Source organism: Myxococcus sp. AB025B, assembly GCF_006518215.1.
In the GTDB taxonomy this organism is placed as follows: Bacteria; Myxococcota; Myxococcia; order Myxococcales; family Myxococcaceae; genus Myxococcus; species Myxococcus fulvus.
This window is the reverse complement of record NZ_SRLW01000046.1, coordinates 24998-43510: the sequence shown is the minus strand read 5'-3', so window position 1 is coordinate 43510 and position 18513 is coordinate 24998. Positions and strand designations below refer to the sequence as shown.

15 protein-coding genes are annotated in these 18513 nt (G+C 71.7%); 1 reads left to right on the top strand and 14 read right to left on the bottom strand.

All coding sequences use genetic code 11. The features are described 5' to 3' along the window. The 6 genes from bacP to FL311_RS10360 all read right to left on the bottom strand — a co-directional run. Positions 1-495: bactofilin BacP (gene bacP / locus FL311_RS10385; protein ID WP_228556795.1), on the bottom strand; the 495-nt coding region annotated here is incomplete at its 3' end. 3 nt (positions 496-498) lie between these two features. Beyond that, positions 499-822 (bottom strand): polymer-forming cytoskeletal protein, encoded by a 324-nt coding sequence (locus tag FL311_RS10380; RefSeq protein WP_002636698.1) that lies wholly within the window; start codon positions 820-822, stop codon positions 499-501. A 55-nt stretch (positions 823-877) separates the two neighbouring features. Beyond that, complete coding sequence (gene bacN, locus FL311_RS10375) at positions 878-1219, bottom strand: bactofilin BacN (protein WP_046714731.1); 342 nt, start codon at positions 1217-1219, stop codon at positions 878-880. Positions 1220-1274: 55 nt separating this feature from the next. Next, complete coding sequence (locus tag FL311_RS10370) at positions 1275-2114, bottom strand: alpha/beta hydrolase (protein WP_046714732.1); 840 nt, start codon at positions 2112-2114, stop codon at positions 1275-1277. A gap of 12 nt (positions 2115-2126) precedes the next feature. After that, the gene (locus FL311_RS10365; protein ID WP_141324770.1) at positions 2127-4004 is read right to left on the bottom strand and encodes a tetratricopeptide repeat protein; all 1878 of its coding nucleotides are present in this window, start codon (positions 4002-4004) and stop codon (positions 2127-2129) included. Between the two features lie 43 nt (positions 4005-4047). After that, complete coding sequence (locus FL311_RS10360; protein ID WP_141324769.1) at positions 4048-6555, bottom strand: ATP-binding protein; 2508 nt, start codon at positions 6553-6555, stop codon at positions 4048-4050. 557 nt (positions 6556-7112) lie between these two features. Here FL311_RS10360 and FL311_RS10355 point away from each other — a divergent pair. Next, positions 7113-8720: a hypothetical protein gene (locus FL311_RS10355; protein ID WP_141324768.1), complete on the top strand. Its 1608-nt coding sequence runs from the start codon at positions 7113-7115 to the stop codon at positions 8718-8720. Between the two features lie 53 nt (positions 8721-8773). On the opposite strand, the gene FL311_RS10350 is transcribed toward FL311_RS10355, so the two are convergent. From FL311_RS10350 to FL311_RS44990, 8 genes are read right to left on the bottom strand one after another with little or no spacing between them, the layout of a single operon-like run. Next, positions 8774-9514, bottom strand: coding sequence for a TlyA family RNA methyltransferase (locus FL311_RS10350; protein ID WP_141324772.1), 741 nt, complete (start codon positions 9512-9514; stop codon positions 8774-8776). A 2-nt stretch (positions 9515-9516) separates the two neighbouring features. Beyond that, positions 9517-11265: a 1-deoxy-D-xylulose-5-phosphate synthase gene (locus FL311_RS10345; protein ID WP_141324767.1), complete on the bottom strand. Its 1749-nt coding sequence runs from the start codon at positions 11263-11265 to the stop codon at positions 9517-9519. Continuing rightward, positions 11262-12155, bottom strand: coding sequence for a polyprenyl synthetase family protein (locus FL311_RS10340; protein ID WP_141324766.1), 894 nt, complete (start codon positions 12153-12155; stop codon positions 11262-11264). Before FL311_RS10340 ends, FL311_RS10345 begins: the two co-directional genes overlap by 4 nt. Before the next feature lie 28 nt (positions 12156-12183). Next, positions 12184-12564, bottom strand: a complete 381-nt coding sequence (locus FL311_RS10335; protein ID WP_141324765.1) for a PleD family two-component system response regulator — start codon at positions 12562-12564, stop codon at positions 12184-12186. Positions 12565-12588: 24 nt separating this feature from the next. Beyond that, a complete protein-coding gene (xseB, locus tag FL311_RS10330) occupies positions 12589-12936 on the bottom strand; it encodes an exodeoxyribonuclease VII small subunit (protein WP_046714739.1) in 348 nt (115 codons plus the stop codon). A 48-nt stretch (positions 12937-12984) separates the two neighbouring features. Continuing rightward, positions 12985-14715, bottom strand: a complete 1731-nt coding sequence (xseA, locus tag FL311_RS10325; RefSeq protein ID WP_141324764.1) for an exodeoxyribonuclease VII large subunit — start codon at positions 14713-14715, stop codon at positions 12985-12987. Further along, positions 14712-16451, bottom strand: coding sequence for an FHA domain-containing protein (locus FL311_RS10320; RefSeq protein WP_141324763.1), 1740 nt, complete (start codon positions 16449-16451; stop codon positions 14712-14714). The genes xseA and FL311_RS10320 overlap by 4 nt, the downstream gene beginning before the upstream one ends. 35 nt (positions 16452-16486) lie before the next feature. Continuing rightward, positions 16487-18454, bottom strand: coding sequence for an FHA domain-containing protein (locus FL311_RS44990; RefSeq protein WP_255510328.1), 1968 nt, complete (start codon positions 18452-18454; stop codon positions 16487-16489). Positions 18455-18513 lie beyond the last annotated feature (59 nt).

Below are 18513 nucleotides of genomic sequence, written 5' to 3'. Positions count from 1 at the left end.
GGCCGGGGGCGCCGGCGGACGCGCGGGAGGCGTCGGCGGGCGGGCGGGCGTCGTCGTGGTGCGCACGGGGGTCGCCGTCGTCGGCCGCGTCACGGCCGTGGGACGGGCCACCACGGGGCGCTCCGAAGGCAGGCGGCCGGGCTCCACGTCACCCATGTCCACGCGGCCGCGGAAGCTGGCGCCGTCCACGATGATGACGCGCGGGGCGTGGATGTCGCCCACCATGCGGCCCTCGCGGGTCAGCTCCACGCTCTCCGTGGCGTTGATGTTGCCCACCACCACGCCGCTGACGATGGCGTTCTTCACCGCCACGTTCGCCTTCACCACACCCGAAGGCTCCACGATGAGGGTGCGGCTGAGCGTCAGCTCTCCCTCCACGCGGCCCCGGACGGTGAGGTCCTCGTCGCCCGTCAACCGGCCGCTGATGAGGATGGAAGGCCCCACCACGGTGTTGTTGACGGCGGTGCTACCGCTCAACTCCTTCGGGGTGGCCACGAATCAGCGCTCCTTCATGTCCATGTCGACGTTGCCCTTGAAGGAGGCACCATCGGCGATGAGGATGCGCGGCGCCTTGATGTCGCCCACCACGCGGCAGTCCGTCTTCAGCTCGACCTTGTCGCTGGCGACGATGTTGCCCGTCACCCGGCCGGCGATCTCCACGTTCTGCGTCTCGATGTCCGCCTCGACGACGCCGCTGCCCTCCACGTAGAGGCTCTCCTTGAGGGAGATCTTCCCCTTCACGGTGCCCTGGATGACCAGGTCCTCGTCTCCGGAAATCTCTCCGTCGATGACGATGCTCGAACCAATGACCGTATTCGCCATGAGTGTTGTCCGCCCTCTCGAAAGGTGTGTGCCGCGTCCGCCCGCGGCGTGAGCTTCAGATGTCGTCCGGCAGCCGGACGTCCATCTCGATGGAGCCGTTGAACACGGCGCCATCCTCGATGACGACGCGCGGCGCCTTGATGTCGCCAGCCACCTTCGCCGAGGCGTTGATGGCCACGCGGGTCGAGGCGTCGATGTTGCCGCTCGCCTCGCCGTTGATGGTCAACTCCTCGGCCCGGATGTCCGCCTGCACCTTCCCGGTGCTCTCGATGGTGAGGTGGTTCTTCAGGGCAATCTGCCCCTCCACCCGCCCCTCGATGACAAGGTCCCCACCACCCGTGAGGTTCCCCTTGATGACGATGCCCTTGCCGATGATGCCCGTTTCACCCGTTGCCATGCGGTGACCTCACCCAGAGCCCGCTCCTCCCGAGGAGCCGAGCGCCTTGATTATGTCAGAGATGCGCGGAGATCCAGCCGGAGATATCCCGGAACACCTCGGCGCGCCCCACCTCGTTGAGCGGCTCGTGCTTCATGCCGGGGTACTCCTTGAACTTCTTGTCCGCCGAGCCCGCCGTCTCGAAGAACACCCGCGCCGCCGCGGGCGCCGCCACCCCGTCCTCCGCGCCGCACAGCACGAACAGCGGGACTTGAATCTTCGGGGCGAGCAACATCGCCTCCGCCTGCGCCTTGGTGGATTCGATGAACCAGCGCGGCGTGGCGATGGACAGGTAGAGCGGATCCTCCCGGGTGGCGCGCTGGACCTCCGTGTCCCGGGTCAGGTCCTCCACCTTGAGCCCGGAGGCGATGCCCAGCCAGGGCACCAGCGCTCCCGCCGCCTTCGCGGCCATCACCTTCACGGCGGGCGGGGTGATCGCCAGCTTGAAGTACGGGCCCGACAGCACCAGCCCGGAGAGGCCCTCCACCTTGCGGGCGCCCACCCAGTGCGCGGCCATCAGCCCGCCGTGGCTGTGGGCCAGGGCGAACGTCTTCGCGCCGCCGGCCGCCGCGCGCACGCGCTCCCAGAACACCTCCAGGTCGTCCACGTAGTGCGGCCACTTCTCCGCGTAGGCGCGGCGTCCCTCCGCGCGCCCGTGGCCGCGGTAGTCGAAGCCGTGCACCGCGAAGCCGTCCGCCACCAGCGCGTCCGTCACGTACTGGTAGCGGCCGAAGTGGTCTCCGTAGCCGTGCACCACCGCGACGTGCGCTCGCGGCTCCGCGTCCGGCAGGTGCGTCCTCCAGAAGAGCCGCGTCCCATCCCGGCCGGTGAAGTAGCCCTCGTCATGGCGAGCCATAGGCCCAGCAACTTAGCGGCCCGCCGCACCCGTGGATAGCGCCTTGAGCTTGCGCTCCAGGGCCTCGCGCTGGCCCGGGGGCTCGGCGGACTCGGGGTCCAGCGACAACACCTCCAGCGCCCGGCGCCACGCCCCCGCCGCCTCCGGTCCCCGGGCGGCGCGCTGATAGGCATCCCCCAGGTGCTCGAGGATGACGGGCTCGTCCGGCGCCAGCGTGGAGGCCCGCTCCAGCACCTCCACCGCGCGAGGGTAGTCCCCGCGGCGGAAGTAGACCCACCCCAGCGAGTCCAGGAACGCGCCGTTGTCGGGACGCAGCTCCAGCGCGCGCAGCACCAGCCGCTCGGCCTCGTCCAGGTGACGTCCGCTCTGCGCCAGCAGGTAGCCCAGGAAGTTGAGCGCGGGCGCGTGGTCCGGCTCCACCTCCAGCACCGCGCGCATGCGCGCCTGCGCGCCCGCCATGTCCCCCTGCCGCTCGAAGGCCGCGCCCATCACGTACTGGAGGGCCGGGTCCTTCGGCATCCGCGCCAGCGCCTCGCGCAGCAGCACCAGCGCCTCCGCCCCCCGCCCCTGTCGCTGCAGCGTGGCGGCCAGCGCGTCGTAGAGCGCCGCGGACTGCTGCCGGGACAGCCCTTCCTTCAGCACGGACTCGGCGCGCGCGGGGGTGCCGCCCCGCTCCAGCGCCCGGGCGTACTGCGCGCGGACCTCCAGGTCATCGGGCGAGTCCTGGAGCGCGGCCCGCAGGAGCGCCAGGGCACGCGGGTGCTGGCCCGACAGCGACAGGCACTTCGCCAGGCGCACCCGCGCGTCGGGGTAGATGTCCGAGCCCTCCGGCACGGAGGCGAAGGCCTTGGCCGCCTCGGGGAAGCGCCGCAGGCGCTCGTGCACCAGGCCGACGTAGTAGGCCAGCCGGGGCTCGCCCTCGCTGGCGCTCCGAGCGGCCTCCAGCACCTGCACGGCGGCGTCCGGCTCGCGCTCGGACAGGTAGCTGAAGGCCACCCGCACCGCCGTCTCCGGCTCACCCGACAGCGACAGGAGCCGGTCGAAGTACGCCCGTGCCCGCACCGGAGAGCCCGCCTTGAGCGCCGAGCGTCCCGCGGCCAGGAGCACCTCCTGGCTGTCCGGCTCGCGCTCCAGCGCCTTCGCCAGCGTCTCCTCGGCCTTGCCAGGACGCCCCGTCTCCTCGTACAGCTTCGCCAGCGTGCCCAGCACCTCCACGTCCCCGGGGTCCCTCGTGGCCGCCTCGGCGAGCAGCCGCTCGGCGCGGGCCGTGTCGCCGCGCTCGGCCAGGGCCAGCCCCAGCCGCCGGTAACCGGAGGCCTCTCCCGGCAGCGCGCGGGACAGGGACTCCACCACCTTCACGGCCTCCGCCGGGGAGCCGGACTCCAGGTAGAGCTGGGCGAGGACCAGGTACGCCTCGGGCTCGCGCGGCTTGAGGGCCACGGCGCGGCGCAGGTGCAGGCGCGCGCGGGTGAAGCGGCCCGACTCCATGAGCACGCGGCCCAGGAGCACATGCGCCGGGTAGTACGCCGAGGAGCGCTCCACCGCGCGGCGCAGCTCCCGCTCCGCCTTGTCCAGGTCTCCCAGCCGGGCGTACTCCTCCGCCAGCCGGGTGAGCAGCAGCGGGTGGCCGTCATCCGTGGCCAGCGCCAGCCGCAGCGCATCCACCGCGCCCCGGTGGTCTCCGGCGTGGTGGAGCAACCGGGCCCGCAGGTACTGGGTGTAGCTGGCGGACGAGGAGAAGGCCCCGTCGTCCGTGGCCGCCGCGTCCATCGCCTCCCGCATGGCCTCCCGGTCGACGCGGGGACGCCGCGACGCGGGCGCCGCCGCCAGGGCCTGGGGCCCGGACAAGGCGACGAGCAGGACGGCAACGAGGAGGCGGGAGGGGCTCACGCGAGGTGGAAGTCTAGCGCGGCCCCAGCCGCCTTGCAGGGTCTCAGGCCTCCTCGGGAGGCGGCGCGCCCAGCTTCTCGAGCAGCTTCTCCACCGGGTCGCTGTCCTGACTCACGTCCGCCACCGCCGAGCGGTACTCGGTGTCCGTCGCCTTCTCCACGTCGGGCATCAGGCGGCTGATGACGGCGCGAGCGGCCTCCGCGTTGCACTCGGGCAGGACGACGACGAAGACACCCGCGCCCAGGTGGGAGATGGCATCCGGGTGGCGCACCCGCTTGCGCATCACGTCCGCGATGTTGTTCGGGACGGGCTCCACGGGCCGGTCGGGCCGCAGCACCGCCAGGCTCAGGGCCCGGTGGTAGCGCCGGCTGCGGGCCAGCTCCTGCTCCAGCCGGAGCAGCAGCCCGCGCCGGTCATGCAGCCCCGTGGCGGGGTCGCTCCCGGTGCGGCGCTGGAGCGAGGGCTGGGAGCGCTCCCGCTCCTGCTGCTCGCGCTCGCCCTGGCGCAGCTTGAGCGCGCGGTCCGTGCGGTTGAGCAGCTCCACCGCGTTGAACGGCTTGCTCATGTAGTCCACCGCGCCCAGGTTGAGCGAGCGGACCTTCTCCGCGACGCCCTGGTGCGCGGACAGCAGGATGACGGGGATGTGCGCCGTGTCGGACGACGACTTGAGCGCCATGGCCGCGTCCAGGCCGTCCAGCTTGGGCAGGAACACGTCCATGACCACCAGGTCCGGCCGCTGCGCGCGTGCCCGGGCCAGGCCCTCCGCGCCGTCGCGCGCCACCTCCACGCGGTACTTCGAGCGCAGCACCTCCGACAGCACCGCGGCGATCTCGGGCTCGTCCTCCACCACCAGCACGCGCGGCTGCTCCGTCACCGACGACGTGGCGACCACGGGGCGGGGGTTGCGCGGCGCCTCCTGCGCGAGCGGCAGCGTGAAGACGAAGAGGCACCCGTGCTCCGGCGGGCTCTCCGCCCAGATCTCGCCGCCGTGCAGCTCCACGAACTCCTTGCAGATGGCGAGCCCCAGCCCCGTCCCCTTGCCGCCGTGACGGTACCGGTCGAACACCAGGTGCAGCTCGTCCTGGGGGATGCCCACGCCGTCGTCCTGCACGCACACCTTCGCCGCGTCACCGTCCGGACGGCCCAGCCGCCGCGTGGACACGACGACCTCGCCCGCGTCGCGCGCGTGGTGGATGGCGTTGGTGATGAGGTTCTGCAGCACCTCGTGCAGCTTCACCTCGTCGCCGATGAGCATCAGGCTGTCGGGGCAGTCCGCGCGCAGGGACACGCCCCGCTCGGCCGCCAATATCTCCAGCTCGTTGACCGCGTCACGGCACAGCTGCGCGACGTCCAGCACACGGGGCTCGATGGACAGCCGCGCCGCCTCGCCCTTGCCCTTCTCCAGCAGCGACTCGACCAGGCCGAGGATCTTCTTGCCCTGGCGGATCATCGCCTCCGCGGACTGCTTCTGCTGCGACTCCAGCGGCCCTTCCAGCAGCAGGCGGCCATGGCCCAGCAGCACCTGGAGCGGCGCGCGCAGGTCGTGGCTCACCACCGCGATGATCTCATCCTTGAGGCGGTTGAGCTCCTTGAGCCGGCGGTTCGCCTCGAGCAGCTCGTGGTAGCGCTCGACGTACGCCAGCTCCAGGTCCTCGCGCTTCTTCTTCACCGCGGTGTGCAGCCGCGCGTTGCGGATGGAGTTGGCCAGCACGCCGGCCACGGCCTGGGTGAACTCCTGCTCGTCGCGGCCGAAGGACGCGTCCATGCGCGACACGCGCAGGAACAGCGCGCCCAGCAGGTCGTCCTGGCAGATGAGCGGCTGCACCAGGATGGACTTCACGCCCAGGGGCACGATGGACGTGCGCACCTCCGCCATGAGCGGATCCCGCTGCGCCTCCTCGATGAGCACCGGCTCGCGCGTCTCCAGCGCGCGGCGCAGCTCCGGATAGCGCGCCACCTCGATGTCGAGCTGCACGAGGCTGGGGTCCTCCTGCGTCGCCACCACCTTGCCCGTGCGCGCGTGGCTGCCCTCCACCAGCACCACCGAGCAGCGGTCCGTCCCGGTGACGCGCCCCACCTTGTCCACCGCGATGCGGAGGATCTCCTCCAGCTCCAGCGAGCTGGTCGCCGCCTGGGTGATCTCCAGCAGCATCCCCATGCGCAGCCGGACGCGCTCCTCGCGGTCCTTCAGCCGTCCCGCCCTGAGCGCGGCCTCCAGCCGGGGCACCACCTCGTCCGCGCCGCGAATCCAGTCATCCACCGCCAGGCGCTTGAAGGCCTCCGCCGACCGGGACTTGCCCAGGTCCACCACCACGGGCAACCGCTGCAGCCGCTCCACCCGACGCAGGGACTCGAGCAGCTCCGCGGCGCGCTTGGCCGTCACCGACAGCAGCACGACCTCGGGTTGCAGCGAGTCCGCCAGCTCCGCCAGCCCGGTGTCCTTCTCGGCCGCCGCGCAGTGGTAGCCGCTGGCGGTCAGCCGCTCCATCAAGGCGTCGCCGGACTCCTTCCCGGCCACCACCAGCACGCGTCCCCGCTGATCCGCCTGCATCTCGACTCTCACAGTGAACCTCGCGCCGCGGCGGCCCTGCTCGGGCGCCACTGGGGAGGCTGCAAAAACCCGTTGAATGCGGAAGGGTTCATGGTTCGGTTTCCGAATCTTGCCGCCGTTCACGTCCGTGGGCCAGAGCGGCGCACATCCGGCGGCGACCGGGACTGTGAGTGGAGACGACCCGGTGCCACGCCCATCGTGGCTTCCCACACCCGGGTCCCTGGAGCACTTCCACCCCATGTCCCCCACTCCGGGGGCGGAACGGGCGCGCGCCAACACCGCGCGGTGGGAATCCTTCCCACGCCCACCATGACCTGGCGCCACTCGTCCGGCCGGACTCCGTCCCTTCGAGCAGCCAACCACCCGTCATCGCAAGCTCCCACCCGTTCCCGTGTGCCCTGGAGGGGTGGAGGACACGAGGTCCCACCCACGGGAATCGCCGGGCTATCACGTCATGGGGCTCGGCAGGGCCGCAATCTTCGGGGCCTGGGGGCCGGGCCGTTTTGCGGATGGGGGAGGATGCCGGGAATGGTGCGAGCGAGGTAGAGTGCGGTGCCATGCTCCACCCTCCCGTGACTCGGCGTGCATGGCGCACCGCCCTCGTACTCGTCTCCAGTCTGGCCATCGCCTGTGGCGACGACCCGCCACCGCCCACGCCGGATCCGCCGCAGGTGGCCCTGACGGTTCCCCAGGGGAACGTCGCGGGCACCAGCCTCAAGCTCATCGCGACCATCGCCGGCTGCGAGAAGGTCAACACGCTCAACCTCTACGACCGGACCACCTTCCTCAAGGCGTTCCCGTCGGGCGGTGGCACCACCAACTTCGAGCTGCTGGCGTCGGACATCCCGTACGCCAACCCGCTGGTGGGGCTCGCCGCGAGCCTGTCGCTCACCGCCGAGGTGGTGTGCGACGACGGCCGCAAGAACACGTCACTGCCCCAGCCGGCCACGTTCTTCCCGGTCTCCCGCGCCAACGACGATCCGCAGGGCCTGCAGGTCTACGCCATGCCGCTGGCCATCGACGGCTCGGGCTCCACGGCGACGTTCCTGAGCTGCGCCAAGACGACCACGGGCGGCATCGAGACCATGTACCGGCACAACGCCTCGGGTGGCGCCGCCGGGACGCTGCAGGCCCCGACGCTCTGCAACGCGTCCACCGTCATCACGCCCCGCAACGCGCAGAGCGGCAAGCGCTGGGTCTACACGCCCGGGTACGGCGCGTTCGCCATCGACCGCGACTTCAAGATGACGGCGCGCACGCCGGTGGACCTGGAGGTCAACGACCTGGTCGTCTTCCCCAACGGCGACGCGTTGATCCGCTCCGTCCAGGGCCTCATCTACCGCATCACCCACGACACCCAGGACGGCCTGAAGATCGGCGTCACGCGCTGGGAGTACCAGCGGGAGATCTCCGTGGGTACTCCTGTCGGCCAGTTGCTGATCCGCGGGGATGGCCGCGTGCTCTTCGCCAGCCACATCGAGTACAGCGAGAACCGCGCGGACATCATCGTCGAGGAGCTGGACGGAGGCACGGACTCGGCCGGCGGGACGCTGCAGGCCACGCACATCATCCGGCAGCTCTTCACGTCCAACACCGCCACGCCGCGCCCGGTGGGGCAGTTCAGCAGCGACGGCAGCATCCTCTACCTGGGCTTCGCGCTGCCCGAGGACAAGTCGCAGGTCCTCGCCTGTGTCGCGAACCTGCCGGGCTGCGAGGGCAACGCGTCGAAGTGGGCCACGGGTGTGCTCACCGGAAAGGTGCAGCAGATTGCCACCTACGCCAACGGCAGCCGGGTGGCCGCGGCGACCACGCAGCGCGTATGGCTCCTGGACTCGAACACCGGCACCATCCGCAACCGGGAGCTGCGCTCGGTGGACGCCAACGGCGCGCTCCACGTGAAGTACCTGCTGCCGGCGAACCCGACCTCGGACCTGTTCTTCCTGAACGCCCCCGCGGCCCAGGGTTCGACGGCCACGCTTCCCGTGGAGCTGGTGGGTGTGGACCAGACGCTGGGGAGCTCGGCCGAGGGCCGTGAGCTCTTCCGCTACCAGGTCTCCGTGTCCATGGGCGCGGCCTTCGACGACAGCGGCCGGCTCTGGATGCGCACCAACCAGAAGCTGCTCGAGTTGCAGACGTCGTCGCAGTACCGCAGCGCCCGGCCGTAGCCGAAGGCCACCGGGAAGGGCGAGCCCTCCGCCGCCCTTCCCTCCGTGCCGCGTCAGGGCCGCTCGGCGACGAGCAGCGCCTCCACGTTGCCCGCCGGCCCTGGCACCGGCGAATCCATGACGCCGCGCACGGTCAGCCCCTGCTCGCGCACGAAGGCCGTCACGGTGTCGATGGCGTCCTGCCGCGCGGCGGCGTCCCGCACCACGCCTCCCTTGCCGACGCGGTCCGGGCCCACCTCGAACTGGGGCTTCACCAGCGCGGCCAGGACACCGCCCGGCTCCAGGAAGGGCAGCACCGAGGGAAGCACCTGGGTGAGCGAGATGAAGCTCACGTCGATGACGACGACGCCGACCTTCTCCGGCAGGTCCTCCTCCGTCAGGTAGCGCGCGTTGACGCGCTCACGGGAGCGCACGCGCGGGTCCTTGCGGAGCTTCTCGTGGAGCTGGCCATAGCCCACGTCGATGGCGTGCACCCGCACCGCGCCATGCTGGAGCAGGCAGTCGGTGAAGCCGCCCGTGCTCGCGCCGATGTCCGCGCCCACCTTGCCGCGAACATCCAGGCCGAAGTGGTCGATGGCGCCCTTGAGCTTGAGCCCACCGCGCGAGACGTACGGGAGCACCTCACCCTTGAGGCGCAGCTCCGCCTCCACGGGGATGAGGGAGCCGGGCTTGTCCACGCGCTGGTCATCCACGACGACCTGGCCCGCGAGGATGAGCGCCTGGGCCTTGGTACGCGACTCCGCCAGCCCCCGCTCCACCACCAGCACGTCCACCCGCTCCTTGCGAGGCTTCATCGTCATGTGCCCTCCAGGAGCGCCCGGCCCGCGCGTCGCAAGCCCTCCGCGTCCAGCCCCAGCTCCGCGCGCTGCACCCGCGCATCGCCATGGGGGACGAATACGTCCGGCATGCCCACGAGCCGCACGCGCTGGGACACGCCCTTCTCGGCGAGCAGCTCCAACACCGCGCTCCCCAGCCCACCGCGCACCGTGCCCTCCTCCGCCACCACCAGCGGCCCCTGACGCGCGGCCTCCAGGAGCGCGTCCTCGTCCAGCGGCGACAGCTCCCGCGCGTCGAGCACGTTCCATCGCGGCTCGTGTCGCGCCGCCTCGAGCGCGGGGAGCGCCAACGGCCCCAGCGTCACCAGCGTCAGCTCCGGCTGCTTCGCGCGCACGAGCCACCGGGCGCCCTGGACCGGCGCCTCGCCCACGTGCACCTCGGGAGGCAGCGCAGGCAGCGTGCCGCGAGGGAAGCGGAGCACGGAGGGCAGCGGCGAGGCGAGCGCGGTCCGCAGCATGGGCGCGAAGTCCTCGCCCACCACGGGGGACCACAGCCGGAGCCCGGGCAGCGGGCGCAGTGAGGACACGTCGTAGGTGCCCTGGTGCGTGGCCCCATCGGCGCCGACGAGCCCCGCGCGGTCCACCGCGAAGACGACGGACAGGCCCGGCAGACACACATCGTGGATGATCTGGTCGTACGCGCGCTGGAGGAACGTGGAGTAGATGCAGCACACGGGACGCGCGCCTGCGGCGGCGAGCCCCGCGCAGAACGTCACCGCGTGCTGCTCGGCGATGCCCACGTCGTGCACGCGGTCCGGGAAGCGGGCCTTGAGCGCGTTGAGCGCCGAGCCTTCCAGCATCGCGGGCGTCACGGCGACGACGCGGGAGTCACGCGCCATCGCGTCCTCCAGCGCCGAGGCCAAGGCCTCGCTGTACGTGCGATGCCCTCCGCGCGAGCGCACCAGCTTGCCGTCGCGCCACTCGTAGGGCCCCATCGCGTGCCCACGCGTCTGGGCATCCGCCTCGGCCGGAGGAAATCCCTTCCCCTTGAGCGTCAGCGCGTGCACCACCACGGGGCGCATGGACGCGCGCGCCTCGCGCAGCGCGTGGGTCAGCGCACTCAGGTCGTGCCCATCCACGGGGCCCAGGTACGTGAAGCCCAGTCCCTGGAAGAAGTCCCGCGCGCCGCGCGTGCGCAAGAGCGAGGGAACGGCGCCCACGTTCGCGCTGATGGACATCTGGTTGTCGTTGAGCACCACCACGAGCGGCAGGTGGCTGCCTCCCGCGTTGTTGAGCCCCTCGAACGTCAAGCCGCCGGTGAGCCCGCCATCCCCGAGCACCGCCACCACATGGCCCCGGTGCCCCAGCATCCTCCGCCCCTCGAGCACCCCCAGCGCCGCCGACACCGCGGTGCAGGAGTGTCCCGCGAGCAGCGCGTCATGCGGGCTCTCGCGCGGGTCCAGGAAGGGCGCCACGCCGCCGGCCTGCCGCAGCGTGTGCATCTGCTCGCGCCGGCCCGTGAGCAGCTTGTGCGCGTACGTCTGGTGCCCCACGTCGAAGAGGATCGCGTCCGTGGGCGAGTGGAAGACCCGGTGCAGCGCGACGATGAGCTCCACCGCGCCCAGCGAGGCGCCCAGGTGGCCGCCCACGCGGCCGCAGATGGAGATGATCTCCTCCCGGAGCTCCGTGCACAGCTGGGGCAGCTCCGCTTCGGGAAGCGCCCGCAGGTCCGTCGGCGAGGCGATGCGGCTCAGGACCTCCGCCGTCAAAACTTCCGCTCCACCACATACCGCGCGAGCGCCGCCAGGGGGCCATCCTCACCCTCGAGCGGACGCACTGCCTCCACCGCCAGCCGCACCTGCTCGTCGGCCAGACGGCGCGACTCCTCCAGGCCCACCACGGCCGGGAAGGTGAAGCGTCCCGCATCGGCGTCCGCGCCCACGGGCTTGCCCAGTTGCTCCCGCGTCGACGTCACGTCCAGCACGTCGTCGGCGATCTGGAACGCCAGGCCCACCGCGTCGCCGTACATCTGCGCGCGCACGAGCGCCTCCGCGTCGCCTCCACCCGCGAGCACGCCCATGCGGCACGCCGCGCGGATGAGCGCGCCCGTCTTGAGCCGGTGCATGCGCACCAGGTAGTCCAGGTTCGCGGGTCGGTCCTCGGCGGTGTCCAGCACCTGGCCGCCCACCATGCCCGCGGCGCCCGACGCCACCGCCAGCTCGCGGCACAGCGCGCCCCGCACGGGCTCCGGCCCGTCGGCGAGCAGTCCGAAGGCATCCGTCAGCAGGCTGTCGCCCGCGAGGATGGCCATCGCCTCGCCGTAGACCTTGTGGTTCGTCGGCCGGCCGCGACGGAAGTCGTCGTCGTCCATGGCCGGCAGGTCGTCATGCACCAGCGAGTACGTGTGCACGAACTCCAGCGAGCACGCCGCGTCCGCCGCCAGCGCAGACACGAGCGAGGCTTGCGCCACGGTGTCCGCGAAGGTGAGGCAGAGCACGGGCCGCAGCCGCTTGCCGCCCGCGAGCAGCGAGTAGCGCATGGACTCCACCAACCGGGGGGGAGCCCCCGAGGAGGCGAGCCGGTCCGCGCGCTCGAGCAACAGCGACTCCACCCGCGCCTGCTGGGTCCGCAGGAAGGCATCCAGGTCGAACTGAGCCATGAATCGGTACTCCTCTGCTGGATGAGCGCTAGGGCGCGGCCGGGGTCACCAGCTCACGGATGCGTCGGACGAGTTTGTCCGTATCCAGCGGCTTGACGAAATAGTCCGCGGCGCCGACCTCGCGACCGCGCTTCTTGTCCTCCGAGTCCCCACGCCCGCTGATGAAGATGATGGGGATGTCCCGGAAGTGCTCGTTCTTCTTCACCGCCTTGCACAGCTCGAAGCCGTCGATCCAGGACATGTTCACGTCCAGGAGGATGGCCTGCGGCCGGTGCAGCTGCAGCGACGCGATGAGCCGCAGCCCGTTGGCCGCCAGCGTCACCTCGAAGCCCTCGTCCTCCAGGGCCGCCGCGAGCAGCTCCCGCGTGTCGCGGTCATCGTCGACGATGGTGATCTTCGGCTTCGACATGCCCGAGCGCGCGTCCCGCACGACCTAGAACGGGACGTCATCCTCGGGTGGAGGTCGCGGTGCGGGCGCCCGGGGGGCCGCCGCCTGCGCCGGAGGTCGGGCCGCGACCGACAGCGGAGCCACCACGTCGTTGCCGTCCTCGTCCTGGAGGAGCTGCTCGATTCGCTGCTCCGCCTCGGTGAGCAGCTTCTCACCCCGACGTACCAGCCGGATGCCCTCCTCGAACGCCTTGAGCGAATCCTCCAGCGACAGGTTGCCGCTCTCCAGCCGGCCCACCGTCTCCTCGAGACGGCTCACGACGTCCCCGTACTGACCGGGAACCTCGGCCTCACCTGCCTTGTCCGCCTTGGACGCCTTGTCCGCCTTCGCCACAGCCTTCCACCTCCCCGTTCGGGGCGCGGGACTCTAGAGGGTGGCCCGTTAGCAGTCCACCGGCCCTTTTACCGATGTCACGGTGGCTTCGACTTCTTCACACCCGCCGAGTGTCCTCGCCCCATTCGCCGCGAGCTTGATGCCCAGCTTCTCTCCCACCTCGACATCCGCGACGGAGCGCACCACACCCCCGTCGCGCTGACGGAACACCACCGAATAGCCGCGCGACATCACCTTCAACGGGCTCATCGCGTCCAGTCGTCCCTCCAGACGCTGGAAACGCCGCTGCGCGTCCGCCAGCGTCCCCTGCTGCAGCGCTCGCAGCCGTGCCTGGTGCGCGGCCAGACGGGCGCGCTCCTTCGCCACGAGCGCCACCGGCGAGGCCCGCTCCAGCCCCAGCCGCGCCGCGGACAGCGAGGCCTGCCGCGTCGCCACGCCCGCGCGCGCCGCCTCCGCCAGCCGCATGGCCAGCTTCAACAGGTGCGCGCGCTGCTCGCCCAGCCGGGCCTGCGGGCGCGCGCGCTGCAGCCGCTCCGTCAGCGCGCGCAGCAAGTCCCGCCGCTCGCGCACCGCGGGCCGCAGCACCCGCATCATCGCCTCCACCTGCTCGGACAGGTGCAGCCGCTGGTGGTTGAGGGCCCGCCGCGGGTCCTCCAGGCGCGAGGCGAGCTGTCCCTGACGCTCGCGCAGCTCCAGCACCCGGCGCTCCGTGGCCCGCCGCAGCCGCCCGGCCTGCGTCGCGAGCGACAGCTCCAGGTCCGCCAGCACCGGCGCCAGCCGCTCCGCCGCCGCGCTGGGCGTGGCCGCGCGCCAGTCCGCCACGAAGTCGGCGATGGTGAAGTCGATTTCGTGACCGATGGCGGACACCACCGGCACGGGCGAGGCGAAGATGGCGCGCGCCACCTCCTCCTCGTTGAACGTCCAGAGGTCCTCCACCGAACCTCCGCCGCGCGTCACCACGATGACGTCCACGTCGGAGCGGGAGAGCCGAGCAATCGCCCGCGCCACCTCGGCCGCGGAGCCCTCGCCCTGCACGCGCGCGTCCGCGAGCAGCACGCTCAGCCGGGGGTTGCGCGAGTGGAGCACGCGCAGGAAGTCCTGGAGCGCGGCGCCCGTGCGGCTCGTCACCACGCCGATGCGCCGGGGAAGGAAGGGCAACGGCCGGGGCGCCCGCACGCGGCGGTCGCCGATGAGGCCCTCCGCCGCGAGCCGCGCCTTGAGCTGCTCGAAGGCCAGCGCCAGCGCGCCCTCGCCCACCGGCTCCAGCCGCGTGACGATGAGGCTGTAGCGGCCCTGCGGCTCGTACAGGTCGACGCTGCCCTCGGCCAGCACCTCCATGCCGTCGCGCAGCGCGAAGCGCATCCTCCCCGCCATCGACGCCCAGACCTTCGCGTCGATGGAGGCGACGGTGTCCTTCAGCGAGAAGTACCAGTGGCCCCGCGCGTTCGCCCCGCGAAAGCCCGTCACCTCACCGCGCACGATGACGCGCGCGAAGCGGGACTCAATCGTCTGCTTGAGCTGCCGCGTGAGCTCCCCCACGGAGAGCACCGAGCGCTCGGGCTTCGGAGGCGCCGAGGGAGCGCCCTCCAGCGGCCCCAACAGCCCGGTGCCATCCGCGTCCACAGGAGGAGGCGGCGGCGCCTTGCGCGGCAGCGCCCCTACCTTGGGTACGGCGGCGCCAGTGGGCTCCACTGGCGTCAGCGTCCCGAACAAGTCCCCCTGGAATCCCGACGCGGCGGACGGCGGAAGCTCGCCGCCCGCGCCCTTGCGCTTCTTCATCGCGAGAGCTTCTCGACCCAGGTCTTCGCCTTGTCGTGGTACTCGTCGTCCGGGGGCGTCATCGCCACCACGTCCTTGAACTTCGGCAGCGCGTCCTCGGGGTTGCCGTCCTTCATCGCGTAGGCCAGGAAGTACAGCTCCTTCGCCTTCGCCTTCAGCTCGCTGATGATGTTGGACGCGCCCGCGTGGCCCGGGTCCGCCTGCAGCGCGCGGCGCGCGTACTCCATGGCGCGCGCCCACTGGCCGGCGGCCTTCGCGCCCGTGGCGCTCTTGTAGAAGATGGTCGCCGCGCGGGTGCCCGCGTTGCGCGCCATCTTGCTCGTGCGCCCGTCGGTGATGTCCTTGTCCAGCGCCATCAGCTTCGTCAGGCCCTTGGCGTCCAGGTCCTCCAGCCGCTTGTACAGGTTGCTGAACTCCGACATCTGCCCGAGCAGCTTCTTGCACTGCGGTGCCTTCGACATGCAGGCGTTGAGGATGGCCACCGCGCCGGACATGTCGCCGTCGACGAAGCGCTGCACCGCGGGCTCCCACGGCTTGGGCGCGGGTCCGACGATGACGGGCCTGGGCGCGTCACGCACGGCGATGGCCTGCACCGCCTGCTCGTTGATGAGCTTGGCGTCGCGGTGGTCCGGGTACGCCTTGAGCACGTCGTCGGTGATGAACTTGGCCTGGTCCAGCTGGTTGGTGTCCAGCGCCTTGCGCGCCTCCACGGAGCGCTTGTCGGCCAGGTCCTTCAGCTCGCGCTTGGTGGCGTTCACCTGCTCGTAGAGGAACTGGCTCTCGCCGGCCTTCGCGAGCGCGGCGGCGGCGTTGCCCAGCTCGTTCTTGATGATGGCGGCGCGCGCCTCCGTCAGCCGCTCCTGGATGGGAATCTCGCGCTGGGCGTGGTCGAGGTAGTCCTTCACGCCGGGGTAGTCGGGCGCCGCGGCGGCCAGCTCCTCGAGCTTGGCCTTGGCCTCCACCCACTTGCCCTCGCGCACCAGGTTCTTCGCGTCCTGGAAGACGGTGCTCAGCTCCTTGCGGACGGCCTCCTGCTGGCCCTTCTCCAGGAGCAGCTGCTCGTTCTGCTTCGCCACCTGCACGCGCGCGACCACGAGGCCACCGAGCAGCAGCACCACCACGCCGCCGCCGATGAGCATCATCTTCTTCTTCTTCGCCAGGACCTCCGGGTCCGGAGGCGCCATGGCCGACGAGCGCGCGCTGCGCACCCGGCCACCCTCCACGCGCGGAGGCGGACGCGGGGGGACTCCGCCTCGGCCCGCCGCGGCGCTCGAGGGACGGCTGCGCGACGGCGGCGCGGCCACCATCATGGTGGAGTTGGCGACGTCCTCGAAGCGCAGCTCCGTGTCGCCCAGGGTGATGATGTCCCCGGTGGCCAGGGGCGTCTCGTCGCCAATGGCCTCGCCGTTGACGAGCGTGCCGTTGCCGGACCCCAGATCACTCACCGTCCAGCCACCGCCCGCCTTGCGCACCATGACGTGCTTGCGCGACACGGAGGTGTCCGGGATGCAGATGGGGTTGTCCGTGGCGCGGCCGATGACGTACTCGCCGTCCTCCAGGGAGAACTCCTCACCCGCCTTGGGTCCCGCGATGCAGACGAGCCGGGGCGACGCCGCCACGGGCGCGGGCCGAGCAGCGGCCGGAGACGACCTGCGGGTGGCGGGGCGAGCTCCGGTCCCGCCCGAGGGCGTCCCGGAAGGAGGCCTGCGACGAGCAGGAGGGGAACCGTTCGACATGACCAATCACCGACTTCCTGAAAAGAGCACGAGAGCTACAGCTCGTGCTCGAACGCCTTTTCCTTGGCCAGATTGTGGCAGCGATGCTCTGTCGTAGGGAAGCGCCTGCTGACTTCCTGCAAAGCCGCCCGGGCCTTCTTCGCGCTGCGGAACTGCACACTGCGTTGGAATTCGAGCATGAGCTGGGCACATTGGTGGTCCAGCTCGGAGGAGACCTGGGACAGCTGATACCGGACGTCCTCGTACAGCTCCGGCCGCGTGTCCAGGGCCTCCAGGGTAATCCAGGCGAAGCGGAACTGCTGCCAGGCCCGGAACAGGTTCTCCGCCCCCACCCCCTTCGAGTCGAAGAAACGCCGGCCCGTGGAGGCATATTCGCGCGCCTGCTCCAAAAGCTGCTCGGGCGGCAATTCCGGCACGGGGATGATTTCCAGCCGCAGGTTCCACACCCGCCACGTCTCGTTGCCCGGGGGATTGCGGACGTTATCGAAGGCGAAGGTGTTGACGACGCCGCGCTTGAGGGCGCTGGCGGGGAGGATGTGCTCCAGCTCCCGCTCGGCGGTGGTGGTGGTATCCGGTGGCACCCAGCCCAGGTTCACCCCGTTGAGCACCAGGGCGACCTCCTCCTTGGACACGCCGCTGGCCTGGTAGTGCAGCAGGGCCACCGCGCGGGTGGGCGCGACGAACTGGAACTCGAAGGACTTCTGGTCCGGGTGCTCCCAGCGCACACCCTCCCCCAGCCCGAACGAGTCCGTCACGGCCTCCAGGCCCAGGCTCGAGGGCTCCACGCGAGCGCCGCCCAGGCCCACCCCTCCGGGAAGGAACACGGCGGCGAGCCCCACCGACACGCCCCCCAGCACCAGGAGCAGCACCGCGCCTGTCAGCAGCTTGCGGGGCAGGGACAGCCCGCGCCACCCGAGCACCAGCTGCCCTCCCCGGCTCCGCGACAGCTCCCGTCGCTCGCGCGCACGGTCCGCGGCGGTGGCCCCGGGAGCGGGCGCGCTCCTGGCGACGACGGGAGGGGGCGCGAGCGTCGGCGCGTCCTCCACGCCAGGGGCGAGCGCGGCGACGGGCTTCGCGGGCCGGACGATGGGCCGGGTGGAGTCCTCGTCCGCGGGGCCCTCCAGGAGCCCCACCGCCGCGAGCGTGGGCAGCGCCAGCTCCGTGCGCTCCTCCGGGATGGACTCCTCCAGCAACCCCGGAGGCATGGCGGTGGCGATGGGCGATGGCACCGAGGCCAGGAGCACGTCGGTGCGCTCCTCCACCGGCGGCGCCAGGGGCACGCCCAGCAGGGCGGGCGAGAGGGTGAGCTGCACCTCGGTCCGCTCCTCCATGGGGAGCTCCGGGGCCATGGCCGCGGCGAGACCGGCGCCAGCGGGAGGGAGGACCTCGGTGTGCTCCTCGCGTGGGAGCACGGGGGGCGGCAGGGGCCGCGAGGTGAGGACCGGCACCATCACCACCGGCGCCAGGTTCAGCTCGGTGCGGTCCTCCTGCGGTGGCGCGGGAGGGGGCACCAACACCGGGGGCACCGGCGGCACGGACGGACGCTTCGTGGCGGTCGGCGCCGGCTCGGACAGGGACGCGAGCGACGGCAGGATGGGGAGCGGCGCCGCGGGGGCCACGAGCGGGCGCTTGCCGCTGGGCGGGTTCGACGCGGACGGCGCCACGGGAGCGACGGCGGGGAGCTCCCCGGTGGGCAGGTACTCCTGGTCCGGCTGCTCCAGCACCACCGAGGGCTGCGGGGGCGCGCGGCGGATGGGCCGCGTGGCGTCCACGTCCCCATCCGGCGGCACCCACAGGAACGTGAACTCCACCGGCCCCACGCCGATGCGGTCCCCGTCGCGCAGCAGCTGCTCGCCCTTCAGCAGGTTGCCGTTGAGCGCCGTGCCGTTGGAGCTGCCGTTGTCCTCGGCGTAGTACTGCCCGTCACGCAGGACGATGCGAGCGTGCTGCCGGGAGACGCCGTGGTCATGCAACACCACGTCGTTCTCCGAGGTGCGGCCGATCTTGACCTCGGCCTGCTCGAAGACGAGCTCGCGTCCTTCCTGGAGCCCCTTCGTGATGG

Coding starts and splice junctions, on each gene's coding strand:
- FL311_RS10335 (WP_141324765.1), bottom strand. CDS start 12,564: ATGTCGAAGCCGAAGATCACCATCGTCGACGATGACCGCGACACGCGG.
- FL311_RS10355 (WP_141324768.1), top strand. CDS start 7,113: ATGCTCCACCCTCCCGTGACTCGGCGTGCATGGCGCACCGCCCTCGTA.
- FL311_RS10350 (WP_141324772.1), bottom strand. CDS start 9,514: ATGAAGCCTCGCAAGGAGCGGGTGGACGTGCTGGTGGTGGAGCGGGGG.
- xseA (WP_141324764.1), bottom strand. CDS start 14,715: ATGAAGAAGCGCAAGGGCGCGGGCGGCGAGCTTCCGCCGTCCGCCGCG.
- bacN (WP_046714731.1), bottom strand. CDS start 1,219: ATGGCAACGGGTGAAACGGGCATCATCGGCAAGGGCATCGTCATCAAG.
- FL311_RS10380 (WP_002636698.1), bottom strand. CDS start 822: ATGGCGAATACGGTCATTGGTTCGAGCATCGTCATCGACGGAGAGATT.
- FL311_RS10320 (WP_141324763.1), bottom strand. CDS start 16,451: ATGTCGAACGGTTCCCCTCCTGCTCGTCGCAGGCCTCCTTCCGGGACG.
- FL311_RS10360 (WP_141324769.1), bottom strand. CDS start 6,555: ATGCAGGCGGATCAGCGGGGACGCGTGCTGGTGGTGGCCGGGAAGGAG.
- FL311_RS10340 (WP_141324766.1), bottom strand. CDS start 12,155: ATGGCTCAGTTCGACCTGGATGCCTTCCTGCGGACCCAGCAGGCGCGG.
- FL311_RS10370 (WP_046714732.1), bottom strand. CDS start 2,114: ATGGCTCGCCATGACGAGGGCTACTTCACCGGCCGGGATGGGACGCGG.